The 25,953-nt window shown below is 69.4% G+C and carries 20 protein-coding genes, 1 tRNA gene and 2 pseudogenes; 15 read left to right on the forward strand and 8 right to left on the reverse strand.

Annotated elements, in window-relative coordinates; genetic code table 11:
* Window positions 1-17: 17 nt before the first annotated feature.
* Window positions 18-920: a TetR family transcriptional regulator C-terminal domain-containing protein gene (locus ACWFR4_RS32330; RefSeq protein WP_453655693.1), complete on the reverse strand. Its 903-nt coding sequence runs from the start codon at window positions 918-920 to the stop codon at window positions 18-20.
* Window positions 921-934: 14 nt separating this feature from the next.
* Window positions 935-2,329: a flavin monoamine oxidase family protein gene (locus ACWFR4_RS32335; RefSeq protein ID WP_453468949.1), complete on the reverse strand. Its 1,395-nt coding sequence runs from the start codon at window positions 2,327-2,329 to the stop codon at window positions 935-937.
* A gap of 148 nt (window positions 2,330-2,477) precedes the next feature.
* Here ACWFR4_RS32335 and ACWFR4_RS32340 point away from each other — a divergent pair, with 148 nt between their 5' ends.
* From ACWFR4_RS32340 to ACWFR4_RS32370, 7 genes and pseudogenes are all read left to right on the forward strand, one after another.
* Window positions 2,478-4,061, forward strand: coding sequence for an APC family permease (locus tag ACWFR4_RS32340; RefSeq protein WP_453655694.1), 1,584 nt, complete (start codon window positions 2,478-2,480; stop codon window positions 4,059-4,061).
* A 42-nt stretch (window positions 4,062-4,103) separates the two neighbouring features.
* Complete coding sequence (locus tag ACWFR4_RS32345; RefSeq protein ID WP_453655695.1) at window positions 4,104-5,270, forward strand: acyl-CoA dehydrogenase family protein; 1,167 nt, start codon at window positions 4,104-4,106, stop codon at window positions 5,268-5,270.
* A complete protein-coding gene (locus ACWFR4_RS32350) occupies window positions 5,267-7,321 on the forward strand; it encodes an acetate--CoA ligase family protein (RefSeq protein ID WP_453655696.1) in 2,055 nt (684 codons plus the stop codon). Before ACWFR4_RS32345 ends, ACWFR4_RS32350 begins: the two co-directional genes overlap by 4 nt.
* 138 nt (window positions 7,322-7,459) lie before the next feature.
* On the forward strand, window positions 7,460-9,472 hold the full coding sequence (locus ACWFR4_RS32355; protein WP_453655697.1) for a phosphocholine-specific phospholipase C: 2,013 nt from the start codon (window positions 7,460-7,462) through the stop codon (window positions 9,470-9,472).
* A 116-nt stretch (window positions 9,473-9,588) separates the two neighbouring features.
* Window positions 9,589-9,885 (forward strand): annotated as a pseudogene (locus ACWFR4_RS32360) (regulator); the annotation flags it as partial.
* A gap of 128 nt (window positions 9,886-10,013) precedes the next feature.
* Window positions 10,014-12,050, forward strand: coding sequence for an APC family permease (locus ACWFR4_RS32365; RefSeq protein WP_453469426.1), 2,037 nt, complete (start codon window positions 10,014-10,016; stop codon window positions 12,048-12,050).
* 126 nt (window positions 12,051-12,176) lie between these two features.
* Entirely contained in the window at window positions 12,177-12,638 is a 462-nt protein-coding gene (locus ACWFR4_RS32370) for a F0F1 ATP synthase subunit B family protein (protein WP_453655698.1), read from the forward strand.
* 81 nt (window positions 12,639-12,719) lie between these two features.
* Here ACWFR4_RS32370 and ACWFR4_RS32375 read toward each other — a convergent pair.
* From ACWFR4_RS32375 to ACWFR4_RS32390, 4 genes are all read right to left on the reverse strand, one after another.
* Window positions 12,720-12,793 (reverse strand) — tRNA-Met (locus tag ACWFR4_RS32375).
* An 83-nt stretch (window positions 12,794-12,876) separates the two neighbouring features.
* Window positions 12,877-14,241: an FAD-dependent oxidoreductase gene (locus ACWFR4_RS32380; protein ID WP_453655699.1), complete on the reverse strand. Its 1,365-nt coding sequence runs from the start codon at window positions 14,239-14,241 to the stop codon at window positions 12,877-12,879.
* Window positions 14,242-14,725: 484 nt separating this feature from the next.
* Window positions 14,726-15,115, reverse strand: a complete 390-nt coding sequence (locus ACWFR4_RS32385; RefSeq protein ID WP_453655700.1) for a hypothetical protein — start codon at window positions 15,113-15,115, stop codon at window positions 14,726-14,728.
* A 124-nt stretch (window positions 15,116-15,239) separates the two neighbouring features.
* On the reverse strand, window positions 15,240-15,695 hold the full coding sequence (locus tag ACWFR4_RS32390) for a MarR family winged helix-turn-helix transcriptional regulator (protein ID WP_389482920.1): 456 nt from the start codon (window positions 15,693-15,695) through the stop codon (window positions 15,240-15,242).
* A gap of 256 nt (window positions 15,696-15,951) precedes the next feature.
* Here ACWFR4_RS32390 and ACWFR4_RS32395 point away from each other — a divergent pair, with 256 nt between their 5' ends.
* The 7 genes from ACWFR4_RS32395 (at window position 15,952) to ACWFR4_RS32425 (ending at window position 21,758) form a co-directional block, all read left to right on the forward strand.
* Window positions 15,952-17,400: an MFS transporter gene (locus tag ACWFR4_RS32395; protein ID WP_453655701.1), complete on the forward strand. Its 1,449-nt coding sequence runs from the start codon at window positions 15,952-15,954 to the stop codon at window positions 17,398-17,400.
* A gap of 146 nt (window positions 17,401-17,546) precedes the next feature.
* A complete protein-coding gene (locus ACWFR4_RS32400) occupies window positions 17,547-18,317 on the forward strand; it encodes an SDR family NAD(P)-dependent oxidoreductase (RefSeq protein WP_453469019.1) in 771 nt (256 codons plus the stop codon).
* 132 nt (window positions 18,318-18,449) lie between these two features.
* The gene (locus tag ACWFR4_RS32405; protein ID WP_453469021.1) at window positions 18,450-19,076 is read left to right on the forward strand and encodes a pyridoxamine 5'-phosphate oxidase family protein; all 627 of its coding nucleotides are present in this window, start codon (window positions 18,450-18,452) and stop codon (window positions 19,074-19,076) included.
* A gap of 101 nt (window positions 19,077-19,177) precedes the next feature.
* Complete coding sequence (locus ACWFR4_RS32410; protein ID WP_453655702.1) at window positions 19,178-20,071, forward strand: RNA polymerase sigma factor SigF; 894 nt, start codon at window positions 19,178-19,180, stop codon at window positions 20,069-20,071.
* 17 nt (window positions 20,072-20,088) lie between these two features.
* The gene (locus ACWFR4_RS32415; RefSeq protein ID WP_453655703.1) at window positions 20,089-20,445 is read left to right on the forward strand and encodes a PRC-barrel domain-containing protein; all 357 of its coding nucleotides are present in this window, start codon (window positions 20,089-20,091) and stop codon (window positions 20,443-20,445) included.
* A 105-nt stretch (window positions 20,446-20,550) separates the two neighbouring features.
* Window positions 20,551-21,243 (forward strand): alpha/beta hydrolase, encoded by a 693-nt coding sequence (locus ACWFR4_RS32420; RefSeq protein WP_453655704.1) that lies wholly within the window; start codon window positions 20,551-20,553, stop codon window positions 21,241-21,243.
* A gap of 155 nt (window positions 21,244-21,398) precedes the next feature.
* Window positions 21,399-21,758, forward strand: a complete 360-nt coding sequence (locus tag ACWFR4_RS32425) for a hypothetical protein (RefSeq protein ID WP_453469025.1) — start codon at window positions 21,399-21,401, stop codon at window positions 21,756-21,758.
* A gap of 50 nt (window positions 21,759-21,808) precedes the next feature.
* Here ACWFR4_RS32425 and ACWFR4_RS32430 read toward each other — a convergent pair.
* Window positions 21,809-21,955, reverse strand: a pseudogene (locus tag ACWFR4_RS32430) (substrate-binding domain-containing protein); the annotation flags it as partial.
* 411 nt (window positions 21,956-22,366) lie between these two features.
* Here ACWFR4_RS32430 and ACWFR4_RS32435 point away from each other — a divergent pair.
* Window positions 22,367-24,181, forward strand: a complete 1,815-nt coding sequence (locus tag ACWFR4_RS32435) for a coagulation factor 5/8 type domain-containing protein (RefSeq protein ID WP_453655705.1) — start codon at window positions 22,367-22,369, stop codon at window positions 24,179-24,181.
* Between the two features lie 49 nt (window positions 24,182-24,230).
* Here the strand turns inward: ACWFR4_RS32435 and ACWFR4_RS32440 are convergent, their stop codons facing one another.
* Entirely contained in the window at window positions 24,231-25,895 is a 1,665-nt protein-coding gene (locus ACWFR4_RS32440) for a molybdopterin-dependent oxidoreductase (protein ID WP_453655706.1), read from the reverse strand.
* Window positions 25,896-25,953: the final 58 nt, after the last annotated feature.

A 25,953-nucleotide genomic window follows, 5' to 3' on the forward strand; every position in this document is an offset into this window, starting at 1 on the left:
ACGCCCAAGGCCCTGCGTCAAGTACCGCTGGCGCGCAGCGTGATGTACGGCTCGAAGGCATCCAGCAGCAGCTCGCGCATCCGTGCCGCGTCCATGTCGCCCGTCCCCGCGAGGACCTGGATGGCCATGCCGTCGACCATGCTGGTGAAGCGGCTGGCCATGGCTTCCGCGTCCGCGCCCTGCGCCATCCCCTCCCGCTGGCAGGTCCGCAGCAGGTCGAGGACGATCTCGCGCCAGCGGACGTGGACGCCCTTCTGGCCTTCCCTGAGGGTCGGGTCAAGGATGGCCTCGTTCCACGACTGCACCCACACCGACCACTCGTCGGCGTCCTCGTCGGTCGTCGTCAGCTGCACCTCGATCAGCCGGCGCAGCTTCTCGACGGTGGTGTCGGCCGTCCTGAACTCCTCTTCGAGGCGCGTGTGGAAGCGGTCGGCGTAGAAGACCAGGGCGGCCCGCAGCGCGTCGTCCTTCGTGGGGAAGTGGTAGTGGACGGTGCCGGTGCTGGTCCCGCACGCGCGGGCGATGTCGGCGACCCGTACCTTGTGGAACCCGCGGCGGGCGATGAGGCGGGCGGTGGCTTCCAGAATCTGGGCGCGCCGGAGGTCGGCGTCCACGGCGTCGGCGCGGCGGCGGGCCGGCTGCCCGCCACCCGCTCCCCCGGGCGCAACGGGTGGCCTTCCCGCGCCGGTCCGCAGATACCGCTGCGACACCTTGCCGACCTGCGCGATCGCTGCGACCTCGTGGTCCTGGAGACGGCGGTTGCCGCGCAGGGCCTTGGACAGCGCGGTGGGATCCATGCCCACGCGGTCGGCGAACTCCCGCTGGCTGATGGGCGCCGAAAGCACCACGAGCCGCGCCCGGTCCGCCAGGGTCGCGGTGTCGCCCGCGATGTCCTCCGGCCCGCCTTGGATCGACGTCATTGCGCTGGGTCCGTTCAGCCTTCCGCTTGCGATGAGAGTGCCGACACGACCTCGTCGGCCGCTCGCAGGCCCGACGAAATGGCACCGTCGATGTAGCCGTTCCACACACTAGCCGTCTCGGTTCCGGCCCAGTGCACGGTCCCGGTGGGTTCCCGCCAGCCGCGACGGCCGTATCCCGTCCAGCCGCCAGGAGTTACGTACGCCTCGTAGCCGCCCCGCGCGAAGGTGTCCCGCGACCAGATCTTCTCCGTGTAGTCGAGCGGACGTGCCGCGCGCTCCCCGACGACGGTGGTGAAGCTCTTGAGTACGGCCGCGCGGCGGCGGGCGTCGTCGAGGTCGCTCCACTCGGTGACGCGGTCGCCGTACACGAAGCCGACGAGCACGCCCCGGGAGGCGTCGTCCGGCGAATTGTCGAACACGACGCCGACCGGCCCGTCGTCGTAGAGCGTGGCGACGCCCGAGAGTCCGGCGGCCCGCCAGAACGGGGCGTCGTACACCGCGTGGACCTTGGCGACGCGTCCCATCGGGCTGTGGGACAGCCAGCCGTCCCTGCTGGCGGGGAGCTCCGGGGTGAAGCGGATGGTGCGGACCGCCTGGGGCGGCAGCGCGACGATCGTCCTGCGGGCCTCGAACACGGTTGACGCGGTCCGGACCCGCACGCCGTCCTCGTCGTACTCGATCGACTGCACCTGCTCGCCGAGTCGGACGCGCCCGCCGAGCAGGTCGGCGACGGCGCGGGCCGGACCCGCCGCACCGGTGACGAAGCGGCTGTCCTGGGCGCAGTCCCGCGTCTCCATGAGCTGCTCGTACCCGCCGGCGGCTGCGATGTAGAACAGTACGTGGAACAGGGAGATCTCGTACGGCTCCGCGCACCACAGACCCTGCACGGCAAGTGCCAGGCGGCGCCGGGCGTCCGGGTCGGCGGTCTGCGCACGGAAGAACGACTCGGCCGTCTGGGCGTCCCACTCCGCGAATCGGGGTGTGCGCCAGGGCTGTTGGGTGTCCACGGTCCGGGCGAGCTCGTCGAGGACTTCGCTGACGCGGGTGTACTCCGCGATGCCGGGACCGTCGGCCGGTGCAGCGCCGAGGTAGGGGACGGTGCCGCCGTCGTGCCACACCTCGACGTGCTTGCCCGTCTCCCAGGTCGGGAAGGTGGCGCAGCCGAAGCGGTCCGCGAGGGCCAGCAGATGTGTCTGGGTCGGGCCGACCCACTGGCCGCCGTGATCGAGCGTCACGCCATCGGCCCGGATCTCGGTGAGCACGCGGCCGCCCACCCGGTCGGCGGCCTCGACGAGCGTGAAGTCGACGCCCGCGTCGTGGAGTCGAAGAGCTGCGGCCAGTCCCGCGTAGCCGCCACCCACGACGACCACCTCGGATTCGACCAGGTCCATTTCGGTCTGTTCCCACATGGCCGCAGAGCATGTCGCAAGACTGATCTGTCAGTCAATCGTTGCGATGAATCCATCCGGAAACCTTGACACGCCCTCCCCCGCCAGCATCATTGACCCACGCATCAATCTTGCGATTCGCCGCCCACCCCGGACAGGGGGTTCGCCCATGGCAACGTCACCTGACACCACTTCGGAAGCCGCACCCGACAGCTCGCAGGAAAAGGGCCTGCGCACCGGTGCCCTCGGCATGACCACGAGTTTGATCCTCTCGGTGGCGTCCGCCGCCCCCGCCTACAGCCTCGCCGCGACTCTCGCGTTCATCGTCGCCTTCGTCGGATTCCAGGCGCCGTCGATCGTCGTGCTCGCGTTCGTCCCGATCCTGTTCGTCTCCTTCGGCTACGCCGCCCTCAACCGCCAGGAGCCCGACTGCGGAACCATCTTCACCTGGGCCACGCGTGTCCTCGGCCCGCGCGTCGGCTTCATGGGCGGCTGGGCCATCATCACCTCGTTCACCCTGGTGATGGCCAGTCTGGCCCAGGTCGCCGGCCAGTACGTGTTCATCCTCTTCGGTGCGAAAGGCATCGGGTCCGACCCGTCCAGCCCCTGGGTCCTCCTGGTGGGACTCGGCTGGATCGCCCTGATGACGGCCGTCTGCTACCGCGGCATCGAGGTGGCCGCCGCCGTCCAACGCGCCCTGCTCTTCCTCGAGTTCGCCATGCTCGCTGTCTTCTCGGTGGTCGCCCTCGTACGTGTCTACACCGGGAACGCCGGTGCCGGCGCACGGCATCCGCACTGGTCATGGCTCAACCCGTTCGAGATCTCCTCACCCAGCGCATTCGTCAGCGGCCTCGTCCTGATGCTGTTCATCTACTGGGGCTGGGAGACCGCGCTCACCGTCAACGAAGAGACCACCGACCGGCACCGGACACCCGGCGTCGCCGCCGTCTCCTCCACGGTCATGCTGCTCGTGCTCTACCTCGTCGCGACCGTGGCGACCCTGGCCTTCGCCGGCATCGGCACGACCGGCGCGGGGCTCGGCAACCCCGACAACTTCGGTGACGTCTTCTCCGCCATCGGCAAGGCCGTCTTCGGCGACAGCGGCCTCGGCTCCTTCCTGTGGCATCTGCTCGTCCTGATGGTGCTGTCCTCCGCCGCCGCGTCCACCGAGACGACCGTGCTCTCCCTGGGGCGCACGCTCCTGGCCATGGGCGGCCGCGGAGCCGCGCCGCGCATGTTCGCGAAGGTCCACCCGCGCTACTCGATCCCGCAGTTCAGCACCATCGCCACCGGAGTCGCGGGAGCGGTCTGCTACGTCGTCATGAACTTCCTGAGCCACGGCCAGGTCATCGGCGACGCCGTCTCCTCCTGCGGGCTCATGATCGCGTTCTACTACGGCCTCACGGGCCTCACCTCGGCCTGGGCGCACCGCACCGAGTGGCGACGCAGTGCCGCCGACTTCTGGCTGCGCCTCACCCTGCCCGCGATCGGCGGCCTGACCCTCGTCGCGGCCGGGCTGTGGAGCCTGAAGAACGACTGGGACCCGGTGAACAGCTACACGTCCTGGACCCTCCCCTTCGCACCCCACTGGAGGATCGGCGGAGTCTTCGTCATCGGGGTCGGAACGCTCTTCCTCGGCTACCTGCTGATGCTGGCGTACGGGCGCATCGCACCACGGTTCTTCACCGGCACGCCCCAGGAGACCGCGGCCGTCGCCGAGCACCGGCTCCCGCACGAGCGCATCCCCCGATGAATGTCACAGCCCCTCAGTAACCCTCCCACCACGGAGTTCGCCATGCCCTACCCCGTACGTGACGCGCTCGGACTCTCCGCCGAGCAGCACGACTTCATCCGGCTCGCCCGCGATTTCGCCGCCGCCGAGATCCGTCCCCGCGCCCGCGCCGTCGACGACGCCCAGACCGAGTCGCCGCTGGACCTGTGGGACAAGGCCGCCAGGACGGGCCTGGCCGCTTTCATGATCCCCGCGGAGTTCGGCGGCGGCGGAGTGACCGACATGGTCACGCAAGTGCTCGTGCAGCAGGAGCTGTGCCACGGCGACATCGGCATCGGGAACCTGCTGACCTCCAGCGGCTTCTTCGCCGATCCCGTCCTCGAACTCGGCACGCAGGCGCAGAAGGAGCGGTGGCTGCGGCCGCTCACCACCGACACACCCCCGTTGACCGCGCTCGCCGTCACCGAACCCGACCACGGCTCGGACGCCGCCGGCATCCGCACCCGCGCCGTGCGCGACGGAGATCACTACGTGCTCAGCGGCCAGAAGGCGTGGATCTCCAACGCCCCTTACGCACAGCGGTTCGTCGTGTTCGCCACGGTCGACCCGTCGCTCCGCTCGCGCGGCGTGACTGCGTTCGTCATCGACCGGGACACGCCCGGACTGACCGTGGGCAAGCCGATGCGCAAGATGGGGCAGCGCGCCATCGTCAACGCCGAGGTGTTCCTCGACAACGTGCGCGTCCCCGCCGCAGACCGGCTCGGCGCCGAGGGCCAGGGCTTCTCCGGGCTGATGCGCACCTTCGACGCCTCCCGGATCCTGATCGGCGCGTCCTGCGCGGGCCTGTGCCGGGCCGCTCTCGACCTGGCCGTGGAGTACGCCCAGGAGCGCGTGCAGTTCGGCGTGCCCATCATCGAGCACCAGGCGGTCGCGTTCCGGCTCGCCGACATGGCAACCCGCGCCGACACCGCCCATCTGGTGACGATGCGCGCGGCACGCCTCTTCGACCAGGGCGAGAAGGTCACCGCCGAGTCGGCGATGGCGAAGCTGACCGGCTCGGAGAACGCCATGTTCAACACGTGGGCCGCCGTGCAGACGCTGGGCGGCTGGGGCTACTCGCAGGAGTTCCTCGCCGAGAAGTGGATGCGTGACGCGAAACTGGAGGAGATCGAGGAAGGCACCTCCGACATCCAGCGGCTGGTCATCTCCAGGGCGCTCGCGAAGTCATGACGACCCTCGACGTCTTCCGCGTGCCGGAGTCGGTCGCCGTCGTCGGCGCCACCGACAACCCGGCCAAGTGGGGCCACTGGCTCGCCCGCGGCGCCGTCGCGGGCGCGCACCGGCGCCGCGTGCACCTGGTCAACACGCGTGGCGGCCAGGTCCTCGGCCGCCCCACCCTCCCGGGCCTCGACGCGCTGCCCGAGGTTCCCGATCTGGTCGCCTTCGCCGTCCCTGCCTCCGCTCTCGCCGACGGTGTCTCCCGAGCTGTCGCGCTCGGCGTGCCCGGCCTGCTCGCGATCACCGCGGGCATCGAGGACGAGGCCGCGATCGGTGACGTGATCGCGGCGAGCGGGACCCGGCTGCTCGGTCCGAACTGCCTCGGCCTCTACGACGCGTCGAGCGAACTGGAGCTGGCCTGGGGCCGGTTCACGCCCGGCAGCCTCGCGATCGTGTCGCAGAGCGGACAGCTGGGCCTGGAGATCGCGGGGATGGCCGCGAGCGCCGGCATCGGTGTGTCCAGGTTCGTGTCCGTCGGCAGCCAGCTCGACGTGTGCGCCGCCGAACTGCTCGCCGACCTGGCCCACCACGAAGCCACCCGCATCGTCGCCGTCTATCTGGAGAACTTCGGCGACGGCGAGCGGCTACTGGACGCCCTGGACCGCCTGCGTGAGGCGGGCAAGCCGGTGCTCCTGCTGACGGTCGGCGCCAGCAGGGCCGCACAGCAGGCGGCCCGCTCGCACACCGGATCCATGACTTCGGGCATCGACGTCGTGGACGCCGCCTGCCGCACGGTCGGCGCCGTGCGCGTCGACACACCGGCCCAACTCGTCGACACGGCGCAGCTGTTGAGCCGATGCGCGCCGGTGCGGGGGCGTCGGGTCGCGATCGTGGCCGACAGTGGCGGACAGGGGGCCGTCGCCGCGGATACCGCGTCACGGCTCGGCCTGACCGTCGCCGAGTTTCCCCCGGCCCTCCAGGAGCGCCTCACGGACCGGCTGCCGCCCCACGCCGCGGTCGCGAACCCTGTCGACCTCGCCGGCGCGGGTGAGGAGGACATCTCCACGTACGCGTCGACACCGGCGGTCCTCGCCGACAGCTCGGTCACCGACGTCGTCGTGCTCAGTGGGTACTTCGGCAGCTACGGTCGCGACATCCCCGAACATCAGGCGGCAGAGTCGCAGGTCGCGCGGGCCATCGGCTCCCTGGCCGCCGAGCGGGCGATTCCGGTCGTGGTCCACTCGATGGCCGAACACACCGAAACGGTAAGGGAGTTGCACGCGGCAGGGGTGCCGACCTTCGCCGACGTCGAGGCGGCGCTGCGGGCGGTGGCTACGGCGCACCGCGTCACTCAGGCACCCCGTCCGCGCGTAGGCCGTGGGCTCGCGCATGAGTGTCAAGTGCCTCCAGGCAGTGGGTACCTGGCCGCCCGACGGCTGCTGGCCGATGCGGGAGTCCCGTTCCCGCCCGCGGTCGGTATTGCGCCGGGAGCGCCGGATCCCGGCGGCGCGATGCGGTCCCTCTCGGCACCGGTCGTACTCAAAGCCGACTGGCTGGAGCACAAGACGGAGCACGGCGGCGTCGCGACCGGGCTGGGCGATACCGCCGCGCTCGACGCCGCGTACGACGACATGGTGGCGCGGCTCGGGTCCCACGGGTACGTGGTCGAGGAGATGGACCGGCGCACCGACGTGGTCGAAGTGATCGTCGCCGCGCGGCGCGACCCGTCGTTCGGTCCGGTCGTCGTGGTCGGCGCCGGCGGCGTCCAGGCCGAGCTCACCCAGGACCTCGCCCTTGAACTCGCCCCCTGCTCCCACGACACCGCGCGCGAGATGATCCGCCGGCTCCGGTCCTGGCCACTGCTGGCCGGCTGGCGCGGCAGACGGCCGGTCGATGTCGACGCGCTGGCGGCGGTCGTCGTCGCCGTCTCCGAGCTGATCGCCGACCGTGGCGACATCGGCGAGATCGAGCTCAACCCGGTCCGCGTCTCACCGGAAGGAGCCCTCGCGGTCGACGCCCTCGTCGTAGCGGCACCGACGCCCGACAACCCTTCCACTGCCTGACCGCGTCCGGCCGGCAACCACCGGCCGGAACCCGGTGTTCACAAACTCGACCATGTAGAGGTCTAGCCACAGACCATTAAATGTCGGCACTCTTGCGCCCGTTGTGTCAGGACGTACGCGTGAGACAAGGGTGAACCGATGACACCGATCAGCCGCAGAGGTTTTGTCGCGCTGGGCGCCGGGATCGCGGCCGGCGCCGCGCTGCCCGCCACCAGAGCGGGCGCAGCCACCACGGGCACCGTCAAGGACGTCAAGCACGTGGTGATCCTCATGCAGGAGAACCGCAGTTTCGACCACTACTTCGGCCGCCTCAAGGGCGTCCGCGGGTTCGGCGACCGCAGCGGCATCACGCTCTCCGGCGGGCAGCCCGTCTTCAACCAGCCGAACGGGCTGGGCCGCCAGTACCCGTGGAAACTCAGCTCCACCCCGGCCGCGGGCGGCGTGGACGGCGAGACACTCGCCCAGTGCAACGGCGACCTGCCGCACAGCTGGTCCTCCCAGCACTCCGCGTGGAACAAGGGCCGGCTCGACCACTGGGTCGCCGGTGTCGGCAACGTGCGCAGCCTCGGCTACCTGGACCGCAGCGACATACCGTTCCACTACGCGCTGGCCGACAACTACACCGTCTGCGACGCCTACTTCAGCTCCACCCTCAGCGCCACCGGGCCCAACCGCACCTACCTGTGGAGCGGCAAGGTCGACGGCTCCAGCTACGACGGCGGTGACGAGTCGGGGCTGACCTGGGAGACGTACGCCGAGGCGCTCCAGCGGGCTGGTGTCAGCTGGAAGGTCTACCAGAATGCCAATGACAACTACGGCGACAACGGTCTCGCCTACTTCTCGAAGATCGCCGGCGCCGAGCCCGGTGACCCACTGCACGACCGCGGCATGGCCTCCGTCCCCGCGGTGACCGGTTCCACGCCCGACGACATCGCCGCCGCGATCAAGGCGGACGCGCTGGCCGGCAAGCTCCCCCAGGTCTCCTGGGTCGTCGCCAACCAGGCGTTCTCCGAGCACCCCTACGCCCCGCCCGGCGACGGAGCCCACTTCGTGGACCTCGTCCACCGCGCCCTGGCGGCATCCCCCGAGGTGTTCGACTCGACCGTCCTCTTCCTCAACTACGACGAGAACGACGGCTTCTTCGACCACGTACCCCCGCCGTCACCTCCCGCCGGTACGGCCGGCGAGTTCCTCGACGGAACCGCGTTCGGCCTCGGCTTCCGTGTCCCGATGGTCGTCATGTCCCCCTGGACCAGGGGTGGTTGGGTCTCCTCGGAGGTCTTCGACCACACGTCCGTCCTGCGGTTCATGGAGACCTGGACGACCGCCCTCGGCACCCCGGCGACCTGCCCCAACATCAGCGCGTGGCGCCGCAAGGTCACCGGCGACCTCACCGGCGTGTTCGACTTCGCCCGGCCCGTGTACGGAATGCCGTCCGGCCTGCCCGCCACCAAGGTCATCGGGTACGACACCTGCGGCCCGCTGCCCAACCCCGCGCCGCAGACGAACGCCCTGCCCGGCCAGGAGCCCGGCACCCGTCCCGCGCGCGCCCTGCCGTACCAGCCGAACGGCAACCTCGACCACTTCGAGATCGGCGCCGCCGGCAAGATCCTCGCCTGGTTCTCCATGGCGAACCAGGGCTCCCCGGCACGCAGCGCCGCCCACCTCTCCATCCACCCGAACGCCTACCGCGACACGACGCCGTGGCAGTACACGGTCGACGCGGGCGGCACGGCCACGGACTTCTTCAACATCGGCGCGGGCTCCGGGGCGGGCGCGTACGACATCACGATGGCAGGGCCGAACCGCTTCCTGCGCCGCTTCACGGGCGACGCCACGAAGGCGGGCAAGGCGATCGAGGTAGCCGCCCGGTACGCCGTGGAGTCCGGCACCGGCAAGCCGGCCATCTGGTTCAAGATGACCAACTCGGGCTCTGCGTCAGCCCAGTTCACCATCACGTCGAACAACTACCGTTCGGACGGCCCGTGGAACTACACGGTCCCCGCCGGCGGCTCGACGGAGGACTTCTTCAACGCCGTGGCGAACCAGAACGGCTGGTACGACTTCACGATCACGTCCAGCACGGACACGACGTGGTCCCGCCGCTACACAGGCCACATAGAGACCGGCGCGGCGTCCGTCAGCGGCTGAATCCCCCGGCCGCGCCCGTGGCGAGCGACCCGGCCGGTCAGCGGTCGGTCGGCCTGGAGCACCCAGCCCGGCCGACCCGGCACCGGCCCCTTCGCCGGCCGACCGGTCGCCGACTGAAAGTCAACGACAACCTGGGCATCGCCCTCGGCCTCGACCTGCTCACCGGCGCCAACGCGGCCCAGGGCAACGGCGTCGAAGCCGCCCGCACCTCCGGCACCGGCCACACCTACTGACGCATGCTCGGCCACCCGAACCGCGGCACCCCGGAACTCTCCGAGATCCGCGACCAGTGGGAGCAGCAGGCCCGCAAGGCGGCCGGTGACAACGCGTACGACGCGGCGTACCACCGCGCCCTGACGGACGACGCCGAACACGGCCTCGCGCACGCGCTCCAGGGGCACGCCGGTCCCTGACCCCGCCTCACGAGACACGGCTCGTCTCTCCCCTCGGACCGTAGGACCATTTGTGTACCCCGGCCCGCCGACACGTCCACAGGCTCGAACGGTGGCACGCTCCGCCATACGCTCACGCAGTGTTCAACATGCCCGCTCTGATCAAACGCCTGGTGATCGGCCGCGCCATGCGCAGCGAGGAGCTGGGCGAGACACTGCTGCCCAAGCGCCTCGCCCTGCCGATCTTCGCCTCCGACCCGCTCTCGTCGGTGGCCTACGCGACCCAGGAGATCCTGCTCGTCCTCACCCTGGGCGGACTCGCCTACCTGCACTTCACGCCGTGGATCGCCGCGGCCGTGGTGGCGCTGATGGCGGTGGTCGTTCTCTCGTACCGGCAGGTCGTGTACGCGTATCCGAGCGGCGGCGGCTCCTACGAGGTCGCGTCCACCAACCTGGGGTCCTCGGCCGGTCTTGTCGTCGCCGCCTCGCTGCTGGTCGACTACGTGATGACGGTGGCGGTTTCCGTCGCCTCCGGCGTCGACAACATCATCTCGGCGCTCCCGGCGCTGAACGACTACCGCGTCCTACTGGCCGTCGGTTTCGTCGCCCTCCTCACCGCGATCAATCTGCGGGGCGTACGCGAGTCGGGCAAAACCTTCGCCGCACCTACATACCTCTTCATCGGCGGCGTACTGATCATGGTGATCACCGGCCTGATCCGGTACGCCCTGGGGGACGCGCCGGTCTCCGAGACCGCCGCGTACGGCATCACGCCCCAGAAGTCCGACACACATCTCGCGGGCCTGGCCCTGGTGATGCTCGTGCTGCGCGCCTTCTCCTCGGGATGTACGGCGCTGACCGGCGTGGAGGCGATCTCCAACGGCGTACCGGCCTTCCGCAAGCCCAAGCCCAAGAACGCCGCAGCGACTTTGGTGGCCATGGGCGTCATCGCCGTCGTCATGTTCGTCGGTGTGACCACGCTCGCGCTGATCACCAAGGTGCACATCACGGACGACGCGTGCCGGCTGACGGGACTCGACGGGAACTGCGCAAGCTATACGCAGCGCACGGTCATCGCACAGGTGGCGGCCGCCGTGTTCGGCGGTGAGCACAGCGTCGGGTTCTTCTTCATCCAGGCCGCCACGGCACTGGTCCTGATCCTGGCCGCGAACACCGCTTTCAACGGATTCCCGATGCTGGCCTCGATCCTCGCCAAGGACCGTTTCCTGCCGCACCAGTTGCACAACCGGGGCGACCGGCTGGCGTTCTCCAACGGCATCCTCGCGCTGGCCGTCGTCGCCGCCGCGCTGCTCTGGGGCTTCAAGGCCAACGTCACCAGCCTCATCCACCTCTACATCCTGGGTGTGTTCACCTCGTTCACCCTGTCCCAGCTGGGCATGGTGCGGCACTGGAACCAGGAGCTGGCGACCGAGCACGATCCCGTGGTCCGCCGGCGCCACCACTCCGCCCGCGCCATCAACACCCTCGGCGCGTGCGTCACCGGCCTCGTCCTGCTGATCGTGCTCGTCACCAAGTTCACCGAGGGCGCCTGGCTGGCCGTTCTCGCGGCTACGGTGCTGTGGCTGATGATGCGCGGCATCCGCCGCCACTACGACACGACGTCCGCCGAGCTGGCCGTCGAGGACCCGCACGCCGAACTCGTTTCCCCCTCAAGGGTCTTGGCGATCGTCCTGGTCTCCAGGCTTCACAAGCCCACGATGCGCGCCCTGGCCTACGCGCGAGCCTCCCACCCCGACCGACTGGAAGCGCTGACCGTGTCGGTCGACCGCGACGAGGTCGCCACCCTGCGCGAGAGCTGGGACGAATACGGTATCGACGTGCCGCTGAAGGTCATCGACTCCCCGTACCGCGAGGTGACGCGACCCGTCGTCGAGTACGTGCGCGCCATCCGCCGGGACAGCCCCCGCGACATCGTCGCCGTCTTCATCCCGGAGTACGTGGTCGGTCGCTGGTGGGAGAACCTGCTCCACAACCAGTCGGCGCTCTGGCTCAAAAGCCGTCTTCTGTTCACGCCCGGAGTGATGGTGACAAGCGTTCCCTGGCAGCTCACCTCGTCCGCGCACGCCAACCACCCAGCCCGTCGGGCGCCCGGTTCCGTGCGCCGGGGCGAACCTCAGCGCCCGCCGGCCGGTGCGGGCCGGTCGCGCGGCACCAGGCACGACTGACGAACCGGGTACGACATCGATTCGGGTGCCGCACGGCCCAGGGACGGCATCCCGCCAAATCTGGCGCAAATGAGCGCTGGGTCGGCACGAATGAGCAGGTATGCAGGAGTCATGTACCTTCTGCCGATGAAATTTGGACCACTCAACGCAAACATCGAAGTCCTGGCAGTGGCCCTCATCCTCTTCGCCGTCGTCTTCCTCTGGTTCAAGCGCCTCCTGCCCCGCATCAACCAGGTGCTGGCCGAGCGCGCCGACCGCACCGAAGGCGCCCTGGAGCGCGCCGAGGCGATCCGGGCGAAGGCCTCCGCCGAACACGCCGGCGCCCAGGCGCTGCTCGCCGAGGCCCGTCGCGACGCCGCCAGGGTCACGCAGGCGGCGCGCGAGGAAGGCGCTGCGCTGATAGCCGCCGCCCGCGAGGACGGACTGCGCGAACGCGAGGCGCTCCTCACCGACGGCCAGGCCCTGATCGAGGCCGAACGGGCCGCGGCGGAGGCCGAACTGCGCCTCACCGTCCCCGAACTGGCCGCCGAACTGGCGAGCCGCATCATCGGGGAGCCCGTCCCGGCGGCAGCGCCCACGAATCCCTGAAACGCGCTCGTCGCATCGGCGCCGCACGGAGCCACAACGCACCAGGGCCCGGATCCATTGGATCCGGGCCCTGGTCGGCAGTAGCGGGGACAGGATTTGAACCTGCGACCTCTGGGTTATGAGCCCAGCGAGCTACCGAGCTGCTCCACCCCGCGTCGGTAGACACCACCGTACGCCATCGGAGCAGCTACTCCTGACCACCTCCTGCCAGGACGGCAGGCAATGCTGTCGCCAGGGGCTACGCGCCGCTCGCCTTGAGCATGTCCTCACGCTCTACGATCTTCACGCGCTCGCGGCCCTCCGGCTCGCCCAGCGCCTTCTCCGCGGCGTCCAGCCGGTACCAGCCGTCCCACGTCGTGTAGCGCACGTTCCGCTCGTCGAGGAACGCGTCCACGGCCTCCGGGTCGGGCGAGGAGGGCGTGCTCAGACGGCCGTTCTCGCGGTCGTCCAGGAGGCTGGCGACCGTCTCGTTGGCGTCGCCCTTGGTGTGACCGATCAGACCCACGGGACCGCGCCGGATCCAGCCGGTGACGTAGGTCGACTGCAGGTGCTCGCCGGACTCCTCCATCACCCGGCCGCCCTTGTCCGGAACGGTGCCCGACGCCAAGTCCCAAGGCAGCTTGGGGAGTTCGTCGGACAGGTAACCCACGGCGCGGTAGACGCCCTTGACATCCCAGTCCTTGAACTCGCCGGTTCCCTTGACGTTGCCGGTGCCGTCGAGGGCGGTCCGCTCGGTGCGCAGGCCGGTCACTTCGCCGTTCTCGCCGAGGATCTCGGTCGGGGACTCGAAGAAGTGCAGGAACAGCTTGTGCGGCCGGGTGCCGACGTCGCGGATGGCCCAGTTCTCGAGCGTCTTGGCGACCATGTCGGCCTGCTTGTTGCCGCGCCGGGTCGCGATCGAACCGTCGTCGTAGTCGATGTCCTCGGGGTCGACGATGACCTCGATGTTCGGGGAGTGGTCGAGCTCCCGCAGCTCCATCGGGCTGAACTTCGCCTGCGCCGGACCGCGGCGCCCGAAGACGTGGACCTCCAGAGCCTTGTTCGCCCTGAGGCCGTCGTAGACGTTCGACGGGATCTCGGTCGGCAGCAGCTCGTCCGCGGTCTTGGCCAGGATGCGGGCCACGTCGAGCGCGACATTGCCCACGCCCAGGACCGCGACCTTCTCCGCTTCGAGCGGCCAGGTCCGCGGCACATCGGGGTGACCGTCGTACCAGGAGACGAAGTCGGCAGCGCCGTACGAGCCGGCGAGGTCGATGCCCGGTATGTCGAGCGCGCGGTCGGCCGTCGCGCCCGTGGAGAAGATCACGGCGTCGTAGAACGAGCGCAGGTCGTCCAGGCTGATGTCGCCCGGGTAGTCGACATTGCCGAAGAGACGGATCTGCGGCTTGTCGAGGACCTGGTGCAGGGCCGTGATGATGCCCTTGATCCGCGGATGGTCCGGCGCGACGCCGTACCGGATCAGGCCGAACGGCGCCGGCATCCGCTCGAAGAGGTCGATGGACACACCAGGGTCTTCGGCCACCGCGGATTTCAGCAGCGCGTCAGCGGCGTAGATTCCGGCAGGGCCGGCTCCCACAACGGCTACCCGCAGAGGGCGAGGCATGATCAGGTTCCCTTCGTGGCATGGGCACTCAACGGGAATCCTAAACTAAGGCAAACCTTAGTTAGTAGTCGGGCTGGGTCTATGACCCCATAAGGTCGCCTTATGGGGTCCTGCGGGTGGCCCTTATGGGTCGCCCACCGGCCAAGGCGCCGACGGGACACGCGGCGAACCCGGCAGCGACTCCTTGTACGCCACGAAGGAAGAGGCCGCGGCTCACGCGGGCGACGCTGTATCAGGCTGGGCGCTCTCCTCCCGCACCGTGGAGCGGTTCACCTGACATAGGTGGCTCCGGGAGTGCCCACAGGCATCCCGAAAGGCCATGAGCCTATGCGACAGTTCCCCCTCGACACTTCCCGTGGCTCGACGACGCGGACTGGTTCGTGACGGCCACGGCAGGCTTCTTGGGGTAGATGGAGAGGCGCGTGCGGGGCGTCCGTGGTCCTGCGGCCTACGGGCGAGCGACGCGAACGCACCCCTCCGTAGGTCAGTGGTCGGAGTAGCTGAAGTCGCCCACGGTCCAGGCGCTCACGTCCTGGATCGCGACGCGGTACATGCCGCCCGTCTCGGGGATGCCGACGGCACCCTGAAGGATCCGGGCCACATGGAAGTGCAGATGGGTGGGTGCGAGGCCGTCATCGGTCTCGCCCTGCTTCCGTTCATCGGGCTTCTCGTGGGCGGTGAAGATCTCCGAGAAGGAGCCGAGGTGGTCCGAGTCCGTCAGGACCTCCGAGACGCGCCGCCTCCACACGGCCTCGGGGGCGAGGCGTCCGGTGATCACAGCACCGCTGGTCACCACAGTCAGGGACATCTGATTGCTCTGCTCGGACTCCACCATGCCGGCGATGTCGACGAGCAGTTCGTCAGGGTTCGACATGAGAGCGGATTCTAACGGCAGACGCCTCCCTGGAAGGCCCCGACGCCCCAACTTCCCCAGGGGTACGGCTTAAGCGGTTGGCGCACCTGCACCGCGTCACGCGCTCCGACTCACCGGCGCAACCTCACGGCCGAGGCCACGGCCGGCCGCCCAGTCGCTCGATGTCCATGTTGAAGCGCCTCAGGTAGGTGGTGAAGGCCGCGATGTCCTCGTCCGCCCAGTCGGTCATGACGCGGTCCAGGCTGCCCACGATGTGATCGCGTTCCTCGTCGAGGACGCGCGCACCCTTGTCCGTGATGCGGAACTTGCGGGCCATGCCGCCCTCGGGATCAGGGATGCGCTCCACCAGTCCGGCGCGCATCGCGGCGGCGGTCTGCCGGTTCAGGGTGGAGGCGTCGAGCCCGAACGCGTCGCTGAGCTCCCCGATGGACATGGGTCCCTGCACGCGAATGCGGCTCAGCAGGATGTAGGCGCTGCGCTCAAGGGTGCCGCTCTCGGGGCGCCCGCCTTTGTGGTGCACGAGTCCGTGCCGGCTGAGCAGCATCTGCTCGTACTCGAGCTCGTACGTGGGCCTGGCCATGCGTCTGCTGCCTCCTGCTGTCGCTCCGCGGCGTCGCACCGCGCGTTCGTGCACACCCCCGGGCCAATCGTCGCACAGCCAAATGCAGCCACCACACAATGTGCTCCATGCATTCGATGTGTACGATGCACATTGACCCTCCGGGTATTCCGACGGACATACCGACCCGGCATCCGACCGACCTCACCGTCGGCGCCCCGCAGAGACTCACACCCCGCAGACACCCGAATCCCGCAGACACGCAAGGAGCCCCTTGATGGACGCCCCCCAGCCGACGGCACGCGCCGGCGGCGTGGTCGCCACTCTGGCTTTCGCCGGCACCACTGCCGCGATCATGCAGACCCTGGTCACCCCGCTCATCGCGGAGCTGCCCAAGATCCTTCACACCACGTCGTCGAACGCCGCCTGGGTCATCACCGTGACCCTGCTGGTGGGAGCCGTGTGTGTGCCGGTCACCGGACGTCTCGGCGACCTGATCGGCAAGCGCCGCATGCTGCTCGCGTGCTCGGTCCCGCTCATGGCGGGCTCCGTGGTGTGTGCGCTGTCGTCGTCCGTCGTGCCGATGATCGTCGGACGCGGCCTGCAAGGCATGGGGATGGGCATGGTGCCGCTGGGCATCGCCCTCCTGCGCGACGTGGTGGCGAAGGAGAGGCTCAGCTCCTCGATCGCCCTGGTCAGCGCGTCCATGGGCATCGGCGGCGGCCTCGGCCTGCCCATCGCCGCCGCGGTGGCCCAGTACGCCAACTGGCGTGTGCTGTTCTGGGGTTCGGCCGTCCTTGCCGTACTGATCGCCGCCCTGATCTGGTTCCTCATTCCCGACGTCCCGGCAAGCGCCAAGGGTCAGCGCTTCGACGCACCCGGCGCGCTCGGTCTCGGTGTCGGCCTGGTCTGCCTCCTCCTCGCGGTCTCCAAGGGGGCCGAATGGGGCTGGGGCTCGGCGACGACACTCATACTCTTCGCCGCGGCCGTCCTCGTACTGCTGGGCTGGGGCTGGTGGGAGACACGCACCCGGGACCCGCTGGTCGACCTGCGCACCACCGCCCGGCCCCGTGTGCTGTTCACGAACGTCGCCTCGATCTTCGTCGGCTTCGGTATGTACGCGAGCATGCTCGTGATCCCGCAACTGCTGCAGTTCCCCGAGGCCACCGGCTACGGCCTGGGGCAATCGATGCTCGCGGCGGGTCTGTGGATGGCGCCCGGCGGCATCATGATGATGATCGTCTCCCCGTTCGGCGGGAAGCTCACCGATGCCCGAGGCCCGAAGTTCACGCTCATCTGCGGCGTCCTGGTGATCGCAGCCGGATATGGTCTGTCGCTCGTACTGATGGGCTCCGGCCTGGGTCTCATGGTGGTCTGCATGGTCATCAACAGCGGCGTCGGGCTCGCCTACGGTTCCATGCCCGCGCTCATCATGAGCTCGGTGCCGCTCTCGGAGACCGCCGCCGCCAACGGCTTCAACACGCTGATGCGCTCCCTCGGCACCTCGGTCGGCGCCGCGGTGATCGGCGTGGTTCTCTCCCAGATGACGACCACCATGGGCGGCTACAGCTTCAGCTCCGAGGCCGGTTTCCGTACGGCTCTCATGGTCGGCGGAGGCGTCGCGCTCGTCGCCGCGCTGATCGCTGCGGTCATCCCGGCCGTACGCGCCACCCCCGTCGATGCGGGCACCGCACCGGCTGCCGCACCGGCCGAGGCCAAGGCGTAGGTCGAGCCAGAAACTGGACTTGCGGGTCCAATTTCATCGGAGCACAGTCGGTCTCACGGTCCGGCTGAACGGACCGCCGGGCCGGTTCGGGCGGTGTTCCCGACCGGCTCGGTGAGCGGGAGAACCGAGACTGAGGAGAGTCGGCCATGAGTGGACGACTGCAGGACAAGACCGCACTCGTCACTGGGTCAACCAGCAACATCGGAAAGGCGATCGCCGAGGCGTTCGCCGCCGAGGGGGCCCACGTCGTCGTATCGGGGCGCAATCGGGCACGCGGCGAGCACGTCGTCGAGGACATCCGTGCGGCCGGAGGGCGGGCCGACTTCGTCGAGGCCGACCTCGACGGCAGCGCGGATGCCTCCCGCCGCCTCGCGGAGCAGGCCCGCGAGGTGCTGGGCGGGCGCCTCGACGTGCTGGTGAACAACGCGGGCATCTACCCGCCCGGGACCACCACCACGACGGACGAGAAGACCTTCGACCAGGTCTACGCGGTGAATGTGAAGGCGCCCTTCTTCCTGACCGCAGATGTCGCCCCGGAGATGGCACGGAACGGTGGCGGAGTCATCGTCAATCTCGGCTCCTGGATCGCCCGCCTGGGCGTCCCGCTGGGGTCGCTCTACAGCTCCACCAAGGGCGCCATGGAGACACTCACGCGCGCGTGGGCGGCGGAGTTCGGCCCGCAGGGGGTGCGGGTGAACGCGATCTCGCCCGGCGTGATCGTCCCCCGCGCGGCCGAGGGCGGCAAGCCGCATCCGGGCGAAATCATGATGAAGGGCACGCCGTTCGGCACGATCGGCACGCCCGATGCCATCGCGCACGCCGCGGTCTGGCTGGCCTCGGACGAGTCGGCGTTCGTCCACGCCACGGTGGTGGACGTCGACGGCGGCCGAGTCGGCGCCGCCGTGATCGCCGCGTAACGCCGGCCGGCGCCTGTTCCTGGCGGAACCGTAGCGTCCGTGGTTCGTCAATGGCCTAGCGTGGCCCCACAGTTCGAGTGGGCGCCACGCTCGCTCGTTGTCCACCCCCGGCGATTGAGACGTGATCACGGCATGCCCCTCCGCCCCCACACCCCCCACCCCGTGCCCTCCCAGGGTGAACGCGCCCTGCAGGCCCACATGGGTACGAGCGAGCGCGCCGATGACTTCTACGACCGTCAGGTCCAGCCTCGTCTGACGCCGGCGATGAGTGAGTTCGTCGGCCGGCAGACCATGGTGTTCCTGTCCACGGCGGACACACGTGGCCACTGCGACGCCAGTTTCCGCGCCGGGCCGCCCGGGTTCGTCGCCGTCGTCGACGACCTCCACCTGGCCTACCCGGAGTACCGGGGCAACGGAGTCATGGCCAGCGCGGGCAACATCACCGAGAACCCCCATATGGGCCTCCTCTTCATCGACTTCACCCATGACCACATAGGGCTGCATGTGAACGGATCTGCCCAACTGGTCGACGATCGTGAGCTACGGGCCATCTGCCCCACGCTGCCCAGGGATTCGGCCCCGGGGCGGCAGGCCGAGATGTGGATATACATCACCGTCCAGGAGGCATACGTCCACTGCTCCAAGCACATTCCCCACCTGGAACCCGCGCACCAGCCGAACCGAAGGGCCTCTGGACGCCCCAAGGACGGCGACTATTTCACCGAGCAGATATCCCACGCCTACCTGGGACAGAGATAGGTCAGGTCCCGGCCGGTCCACGCCGCTTCCCGCGACGGCAGGCATAACCCGAGCGGACGAGGGCACACGCTGTGGACGGGGCCGACACGAAAGGCAGGGACATGACGGCAACTTCGGTGCACGCTCATGAAGATGCGCGAGCGCAGGCCACGACGACGCACGACGCCGACGCGACCGTCGGCCCGGGTGAGCTTCCGTGGGTCGAAGACGCCGGCAAGGTCGCGCCCAGGGACGCTCGGGATCTCTCCAAGGTGTTCTTCGAGCAGCTCCAGGTACTCGAAGAAGGTACCGAGGACTACCAGTACGCCCGTAACACGCTGATCGAGATGAACCTGTCCCTCGTCCAGTTCGCGGCGTCCCGCTTCCGCCACCGTGGCAGTGGCGAGATGGAGGACATCGTGCAGGTCGGGACCATCGGCCTGATCAAGGCGATCGACCGGTTCGACCTGTCGCGCGAGGTCCAGTTCACCTCCTTCGCCGTCCCGTACATCGTCGGCGAGATCAAGCGCTTCTTCCGCGACACCAGCTGGGCCGTACATGTTCCGCGCCGACTCCAGGAGTTGCGCGTCGACCTGGCCAAGGGCAAGGACGAGCTGTCCACCGTCCTGGACCACGAGCCGACTCCCAAGGAGCTCGCCGAGCACCTGGAGCTCAGCGAGGACGAGGTCATCGAGGGCATGGTCGCCTCGAACGGTTACACCGCGGGGTCCATCGACATGCCGAGCGATCCCGGCGAGCACCCGACCGACGCCTCGAGGACGTTCGCCGACGTGCTCGGCGAGCCGGATCCGGCCATGGAGACGGTGGAGGACCTCCACACACTGGCGCCGCTCCTGGAACAGCTCGACGGCCGTGAGCGCCGCATCCTCGAGATGCGGTTCGGCCAGGAGATGACCCAGTCGGAGATCGGCGCCGAGATCGGCGTGTCACAGATGCACGTCTCGCGGCTCCTGACCCGCACCCTCACGAAGCTCAGAACGGGCATGTTCGCCTGACACAGAGGGGCTCCACCATGATCCAGGTCGCGGATGTCCGTGAGTGGCGCTCTTACGACGTCGTCGACCCGGACGGCCACAAGATCGGCACGCTCGAGGCGGTCTACGTGAACACCCGGACCGACGAACCGGCCATGGCCACTGTCCTGATCGGCCTCCCCATGCGTCACAGGCTCGTGTTCGTACCGCTGGACGGCGCGGTCGTCGGGCCGACCTACGTCAAGGTCGACCACGCGAAGGCGCTGGTGAAGGAGTGCCCGCCGATCGGCACGGACGACGTGTTGCCGGCCGAGGACGAGGAACCCCTGTTCCGGCACTACGGACTGCCGTACGAGCCCGGGACGAAAGGGGAGCGGCAGCTCGCCCGTCGCTGACGCGCGCCGCCTCGCACCCATCCGTTCGGCCCGCGGCCACGGATTCGTCATGATGGCCTCGCAGCGCCGAGCCGCGTGGCCGGGGCACGACGAAGGGGAGACAGCGTGCTCGTATGGGACGACGATCCGCGATCGGCACTCGTGGCACCCGTGGCCGTCGCACCGCCGCGGGCCGCGGTGCTCCTCCTGCACGGTGGCCGCTCGGAGGGGACGGAAGCGGTGACGCGGTTGAGTCTCGCGGGTGCGCGCATGCGTCCGTTCGCCCGTGCCATCGAGATGGCCTGCGCGGGACAGGGGCTGCTGCTGGGGAGCGTCCGCTATCGCTGCCGGGGCTGGAACGGTGACCGCGAGGATCCGCTCCGGGACGCTCTGCGGGCGCTGGACGAACTGGCCGTACGCGCCGGGGACGTGCCGACCGTGCTGGTCGGTCATTCCATGGGCGGACGTGCGGCACTGCGGGCCGGCGGGCATCGGCTCGTCCAAGGCGTGGTGGGACTCGCTCCGTGGTGTCCGGAGGGTGAGCCGGTGACGCAGTTGCGCGGCCGGCGCGTGGTGCTGCTCCACGGCGACCGGGACCGCACGACGGATCCCGCGGCCTCCGTCGACTACGCCGACCGGGCCTCTGCCGCGGGCGCCGAGGCCTGCACGCTGCTGATGCCGGGCGGCGACCACGCGATGCTGCGACAGGCCGGTTCCTGGCACCGCCGGACCGGCCGGATCGTGAGCGGCCTGCTGGGGTTCACGCCGCTCCCCACCGATGTCGCCGACCGTCTCGCCCTCAACGGCCGTACGCCGTAAGCGTTCTCACACGTATGACGTGGCAGGTGCACCTCGGGGCGTTCCGCCGAACGGGCGACAGTGAATCCTTTCGGCTTCTGTCGCCGGCGTGACGGGAGGGCCCATGGGCGAAGCTGCCATGGACCTTCTCCAAGCACCGAATGATGAGGCTGTCCATGCGCCGTCGCTCCACCGTTGCCGCTTCCCTCGCCGCGTTCGCTCTTGCGCTGACCCTTCCGGCCTCCGCCCACGCCGCCACCGGGGACTTCTCGTACAAGTTCGTCGGGCTCAACGGCCAGACGCAGTCGGTCACCCTCCACGAGCTGCCGAGCCGTCAGTGCGTCACCCTCCCCGAGGTCGCGGATCCGAACTCCTCCGAGCCCGCGTTCGCCCCGCACAACGACACGGACGAGTGGGCCATGGTCTTCACCGGGCCCGACTGCGAAGGCGACTCCTGGACACTGCGTCCGCACGGCAGGCCGGCCACCGACAACCTCAAGCTGCGCTCGGTGTTCCTCACCCCGCCACAGGACTGACCGGTCGAACGGGGGGAGAGGACGCCCTGCTGCCCCTCTCCCCCGCTGGTCTACGCCGACTGTCGGAGCACCAGTTCGGGCTCGAAGATCAGGGACGTGGGCTCGGTCCGCGTGCCCTCGATGTGTTCCTGGAGGAGACGTGCCATCGCTCCGGCCATCTCCTCCACCGGCTGGCGAACGGTGGTCAGTTGTGGCTTGGAGATGAACTTCTTCGCGATCGTCACCGTGCCTTCTGCCGGGAGAAGCCCTCGCGACGCTCCACGCCGCAGGCGAAGAACTGCGCTGTCCGGCGCCGCCGGACCTGAGTCTGCGACGCTCCGCGTCGCCACTGGAAGATTCGCTTCACCACCAGCCTGGCCGTCGGAGAGTTGCGGCAGTGACGCCAGACTGCCAATAGACGGCTAACACCTTTTCGTTCAAGGGGTGTTGGACCACCGAGAGCGGATGGGCGGCTCGACGCGAGCCTCAACAGCCTCACGCCCGCCACTAATTTCGATGATTCTGGATTTAAGTCTTGACGCATCGTTCACGCAGATGAAGCATTCGACCGCAAGAGAGCGCTCCCACCCCCCTCATTCGTTCATTTACTGAACCAGGAGAGTCGCCCTATGCTCACGCCCCCCACGAACTCCCCGTCCACGTCCAGTTCGCCCACAGGCGGCTCCGTCTCCCCCTCGCGCCGTACGGTTCTCGGCGTCATGGCGGCAACGGCGGCCACCGCCCCCGGCCTACTCGCACTCGGGTCGCCCGCCTCCGCGGCACCCGCCGCCGACCCGCTGCCCGGCGGCGGTGACCTGGGCCCGAACGTGATCGTCTTCGACCCGTCCACGCCGGGCATCCAGGCCAAGCTGGACGAGATCTTCAAGCAGCAGGAGTCCGCACAGTTCGGCTCCGGCCGCTACGCGTTCCTGTTCAAGCCCGGCACGTACAACGGCCTCAACGCCCAGCTCGGCTTCTACACCTCGATCGCCGGTCTCGGCCTGTCCCCCGACGACACCTCGATCAACGGCGATGTCACGGTCGACGCCGGCTGGTTCAACGGCAACGCCACCCAGAACTTCTGGCGCTCCGCCGAGAACCTCGCCCTCACCCCCGTCAACGGCACCAACCGCTGGGCCGTCGCCCAGGCCGCGCCGTTCCGCCGTATGCACGTGAGAGGCGGCCTCAACCTCGCCCCCGACGGCTACGGCTGGGCCAGCGGCGGCTACATAGCCGACAGCCGTGTCGACGGCACCGTCGGGCCGTACTCGCAGCAGCAGTGGTACACCCGCGACAGTTCCGTCGGCGGCTGGACCAACGCCGTCTGGAACATGGTGTTCTCCGGCGTCGAGGGCGCCCCCGCCCAGAGCTTCCCGGACCCGCCGTACACCACGCTCAACACGACGCCCGTGTCCCGTGAGAAGCCCTTCCTGTACCTCGACGGCGCCGACTACAAGGTCTTCCTGCCCGAGAAGCGCACCGACGCGCGCGGCACCACCTGGGGCAGCGGCACACCCCGGGGCACCTCGCTCGCGCTCACCCAGTTCTACGTGGCAAAGCCCGGCGTCACCGCCGCCACCCTCAACGCGGCCCTCGACCAGGGCCTCAACCTCCTTCTCACGCCCGGGATCTACCACCTCGACTCGGCCATTGAGGTGAAGCGCGCCAACGCCGTGGTCCTCGGCCTCGGTTACGCCACCCTCATCCCTGACAACGGCGTCACGGCGGTGAAGGCCGCCGACGTCGACGGAGTTCGCCTGGCCGGGTTCCTGATCGACGCCGGCGCGGTCAACTCGCAGACATTGCTGGAAGTCGGGCCTTCCGGAGCGTCCACCGACCACTCGGCCAACCCCATCACCGTCCAGGACGTCTTCGTGCGGATCGGCGGTGCGGGCCCCGGCAAGGCCACCACCAGCATCGTCGTCAACAGCCGGCACACGATCATCGACCACACCTGGGTCTGGCGCGCCGACCACGGTGACGGCGTCGGCTGGGAGACCAACCGCGCCGACTACGGTGTGCGCGTCAACGGCGACGACGTGCTGGCCACCGGCCTGTTCGTCGAGCACTTCAACAAGTACGACGTGTACTGGGCCGGCCAGCGCGGCCGCACGATCTTCTTCCAGAACGAGAAGGCGTACGACGCCCCGAACCAGGCCGCTGTCCAGGACGGCAACGTCAAGGGCTTCGCCGCGTACAAGGTCGCCGACTCCGTGACCACGCACGAAGGTTGGGGCCTGGGGAGCTACTGCAACTACACGGCGGACAACACCATCCGCCAGGACCACGGCTTCGCCGCGCCCAACACGTCGGGGGTGAAGTTCCACGACCTGCTCGTCGTGTCCCTGGGTGGCCAGGGCCAGTACGAGCACGTCATCAACGACATCGGCGCCGCCACGTCCGGCACGTCCACCGTGCCCTCGACCGTGGTCTCGTATCCCTGACTCCACCCGTGAAGGGCGACGGACCACGGCCCGTCGCCCTTCAACGGCGTCAGCCGATCTCCACCCGGATCGAGTGGTAGCCGCTCGCCCCGTCCGGTACGGGGTCGGCGCGCTTCGCCGTCTGCGTCCGGCCGGTGCCGTCGGTCGCGCGGACCGTGAGGCGGTGTCCTCCGGAGGTCGCCTGCCACGGGTAGGACCACTGGCGCCAGGTGTCGCGGGTGTCCTCCGCCGCGAGAGTGGCCCGTTCCCACGGCCCGTCGTCGACGCGGACCTCGACCTTTTCGATCCCGCGATGCTGCGCCCAGGCCACGCCCGCGACCATGACCGTGCCGGCCTTGCGGCTCACGAAGGGCTTGGGGGTGTCGATGCGGGACTCCGTCTTGATGGGCGCCTGCTGGGCCCAGTCCCGTTTCACCCAGTACGCGTCGTAGTCGGCGAAGGTGGTGAGCTCGATGTCCTCGATCCACTTGCAGGCCGATACGTAGCCGTAGAGGCCGGGCACGAGCATCCGCACGGGGAAGCCGTGGCTGAACGGCAGAGGCTGACCGTTCATCCCGAGCGCCAGCATCGAGTCACGCCCGTCCATGATGTCCTCGACGGGGCTGCCGATCGTCATGCCGTCGACGGAGCGCGCGACCAGCTGGTCCGCGGGGCCGCCCTTCGACGGGGGTGTGACGCCGCTCTCGGCGAGCACGTCCGCGAGGCGTACGCCGATCCAGCGGGCGTTGCCGATCAGGGGGCCGCCGACCTCGTTCGACACGCAGGTGAGGGTGATGGCGCGTTCGATGAGCGGCCTTCGCAGCAGGTCGTCGAAGGTCAGGGTGACGGGGCGGGTGACGCCCTTGCCGTGGATCCGCAGCCGCCATTTCATCGCGTCCACCATGGGTACCACCAGAGCGGTGTCGACCCGGTAGAAGTCCTTGTTCGACGTGGTGAACGCGCTGATGCCGGGGATCGCCAACTGGGCGCCCGCCGGAGTGGGTTTCCCCGGTGACGCCGGAGCGGGCAGTTTGACGCCGTTGCGTGAGGACTCGGCGTTCACGTCCTGCGTGCCGCGCGACGACCGGGCCAGCAGCCCGGCGCCGGTCGAGACGACCGCGGCGGCCGTCGCGAGCGTGATGAACCCGCGCCGGTCCCATCCGGGTTCGGTGCTGCCCTCGGGTGGCTCCTCGGTCGGCATGGAGCGCGCGCGTCCGCTGAGCGCGTACAGGAGCCAGGCGCCCACCAGCGCGCCGACCACGGACGGCACGGCGTCGACGATGCCCGTCGAGTCGGGGCGCGTGGTGGCCGCCAGTGCGCCGATCACGCCGAACAGCAGGACGCCTGCTGATCCGACGCGGCGGTGGCGGACGGCGACGAGGCCCAGGACAACCGCGAGGATGGCCAGCACGACGACGATGCCGAGCTGCAGAACGAGCTTGTCGTTCGTTCCGAAGTTCCGGATCGCCCAGTCCTTGAGCGCGGTCGGCGTGCGGTCGATGGCCGCGCCTCCCACGGCCACCACGGGGCTCGCCTGGGGACGGACGACAGCCGCCGCCAGCTCGGCGGCGGCCAGGGCCGCGTAACCGGCCAGCAGTCCGCTCAGCGCGCCGAGGCAGGCGCGCCGCCGCGCGCCGCGCCGCCCCCAGAAATTCCGGTTCTCGCCCGCTCCAGAAATGGGGAAACCTTCCTCGCGGCATGCCACCGCACCCTCGAGCTTCGTCAGCCCGACCATGCTGTAGGCGATCCCGCACGCATTCAAGCGGACATGCGCGAGCGTACGGGCACAAAAG

It is taken from the genome of Streptomyces sp. NPDC055140 (genome assembly GCF_053607285.1).